Raw genomic sequence first — 2526 nt, 5'->3', positions numbered from 1 at the left:
CTCCGATTTTGTAAATATTCCTTAATACTTAAAAATACTTGCTTATTTATCATGAAACCCATGGAAAATACAATGGAATAATAATGCAATTTAGCGCGGTCTGTCGTCCCTTTGGCTTCTGTTTAGTAATTTTTTCCAATTGCATACAGAAATATTTTTATATCTATTGACATAAGTATATATCTATATTATTATAATAAGGAACGGAGGTTCCTTATTATGCAGATTTTAAAAGATGAGATTAGAAATAAAATATTGGATGTAGCTGAAAATCTATTTTACCAAAATGGATTTAGGGATACTACTACTCGCAGCATTGCTAATGAAGTGGGTATTAGTGTTAGTAATTTGTATTTATATTACGAAAATAAAGAGGCTATTTTCTATGGTGTAACAGATAGATTTTATGAATATTTTGTAAGCGGTTTTGAAGCATTCTTAGATCATCATGATAAAAATATTACAATGGATGTTTGCATTAGCCATTATATACGAAAAATCATTTCAACCGATCAAAAAAAATTTGTTATTATAACTGATAAAAGTCAAGGAACTAAGTATGAGGGATTTAAGCAACAAATCATCAGCATCCTCAGTAATCATATGAAAACACAGTTAAATAATAATTTAGTCCAAGACGAGTTAGTTATATATATATTAGCTAAAAACTTTTTTGAGGGAATAATCGAAATAGCTAAAAACTACAAAAATGAGCATTGGCTTGAAAGCAATATTAATACATTGGTTAAATATCATATGAAAGGTATGGGTGAGCTAATGTAAAAATTTTTTACTCCAAAAAGGAACATTTGATCTTTATTGTGCATTTAGCATCAAAGAAATAATTTATTATAGGGAGTTGATGAATGTGAAGTCTGCGATTATTGTATTTAGTCCTTCAGGTAATACCATTCAGGTAGGTGAGTTGTTAAAGGTTGCTCTTGAACAGAATAGTATTAATACCCAATTAATTAATATTGCTGGCAAAGAAAACTACTTTTTAACCGAAGATAAACAAGTCTTTTTACAAGAAATAGTCAAAGAACATGATATTCTATTTATAGGGTCACCTGTATATGCACACCATCTTCAATACCATGTTAAAGATTTAATTGTAAGCCTACCTAAACCTGTAAATGGATGGGGAAAGATAGCAGTACCTTTTATTACATATGGTGGAATTAATTCAGGTATTGCTCTTGATGAAGCTGGAAAACTTCTAAGAAAAAGTGGAAGAAAAGTTTTAGCCGGTTTGAAAGTATCCAGTTCACATCGTATGACCAGAGCTTTTATGAAAGAGGAGTATAATAAGAATCAACCTGAAGACAAAACAATTTCTTTTATTGAGGAACTTATAAAGCGGGTTAAATCAGTTGATATGAATTCTATAAATGATTGTTCAAAACACCTAAAATATCAGAACATAAAAATGTACCTAAAAGCAAAGATAATATTTAGAGAAAAGGTTTGGCATGAAAAAAGATATCCCAAAGTAGTAATTGACAATGATAAATGTATTAAGTGCGGCAAATGCATCAACGTATGTCCAGTATGTCATTTAAAACAAAATAATGACAAATCTATAGAAAGAAATATTAATACACAATGCATTCACTGCTTTAATTGCATATTAAAATGCCCACTAAAAGCAATATCTCCGATCGGTGATCTTGAGAAAGCAAAAAGCTTTATCGAAAGTATGATAAAAAAGGCTAAGGAAGATCCTGGTACTTGTTTATATCCAAAAATTTAAACTTTGTTACGTAAAATTTTGTTTAGTGATGGAGGAAACTATTATGGGAATTAAGAAATTCTTACTAGACGGCGAATCCAAAATTGGAAATCTTATTTATAAGAAAATGCTAGGATGGTTAAATAACTCTAACAGACTAAAATACAACAATCCTGACAGATTAGTCCATGATTCTGGAATACTATCTGGACAAACGGTTCTTGAAATTGGATGTGGATCTGGCTTTTTCACAGTACCTGCATCAAAAGTATTAGGTAATGAAGGGAAACTCTATTGCATTGATATTCATCCTTTAGCCGTTGAAGAAACACAAATGAGAGTTAACCAGTTAGAATTAAAAAATGTTATAGTTAAAAAGGATGATGCTATGAAATCCTCTTTTGAGGACTCCATGTTTGACCTTGTTCTACTTTACGGTGTTGTACCTGCTCCGGTTATCTCTATGAAGGATATCTCGAAAGAAATTTACAGGGTATTAAAACCTGGAGGTGTCTGCGCAGTATGGACCATGGCACCATTCTGGTCACCACGTGCTGCACTTAAGTATGCTTCCTTTGAAAACATGAAGAAGCTTAATGGAGTTTTTCGCTTGCGCAAAATATAATATAAATTGCAGGGACGGTTCTTTAAATTGCAGGGACGGTTCTTAAAGGGTTTAATCGGAAGTTTTGCCCCATGAAAAAGGGGATATCGGGAAATAGATAGCCAATAAAATAAGTCGGTATGACTCATGAGAGTTGTACCGACTTTGTCTTGTAAATTTTTTTAAAAAT

General features: G+C 31.5%; 3 protein-coding genes. All 3 read left to right on the top strand.

Translation table 11 applies throughout. The annotated features are described in order from the left end of the window. The first annotated feature begins 219 nt into the window (after window positions 1–219). The 3 genes from CHB72_RS25535 to CHB72_RS25525 all read left to right on the top strand — a co-directional run bounded on the left by CHB72_RS25535 (window position 220) and on the right by CHB72_RS25525 (window position 2357). Window positions 220–783, top strand: coding sequence for a TetR/AcrR family transcriptional regulator (locus CHB72_RS25535; protein ID WP_089285680.1), 564 nt, complete (start codon window positions 220–222; stop codon window positions 781–783). A gap of 79 nt (window positions 784–862) precedes the next feature. Then, complete coding sequence (locus CHB72_RS25530) at window positions 863–1753, top strand: EFR1 family ferrodoxin (RefSeq protein WP_242975284.1); 891 nt, start codon at window positions 863–865, stop codon at window positions 1751–1753. Between the two features lie 43 nt (window positions 1754–1796). Then, on the top strand, window positions 1797–2357 hold the full coding sequence (locus tag CHB72_RS25525) for a class I SAM-dependent methyltransferase (RefSeq protein WP_176431628.1): 561 nt from the start codon (window positions 1797–1799) through the stop codon (window positions 2355–2357). Window positions 2358–2526: the final 169 nt, after the last annotated feature.

This window comes from Anaerovirgula multivorans (assembly GCF_900188145.1).
Taxonomy (GTDB): Bacteria; Bacillota; Clostridia; order Peptostreptococcales; family Natronincolaceae; genus Anaerovirgula; species Anaerovirgula multivorans.
Note: the sequence above shows the minus strand (reverse complement) of the source record. Positions and strands in the feature narration are given on the sequence as shown.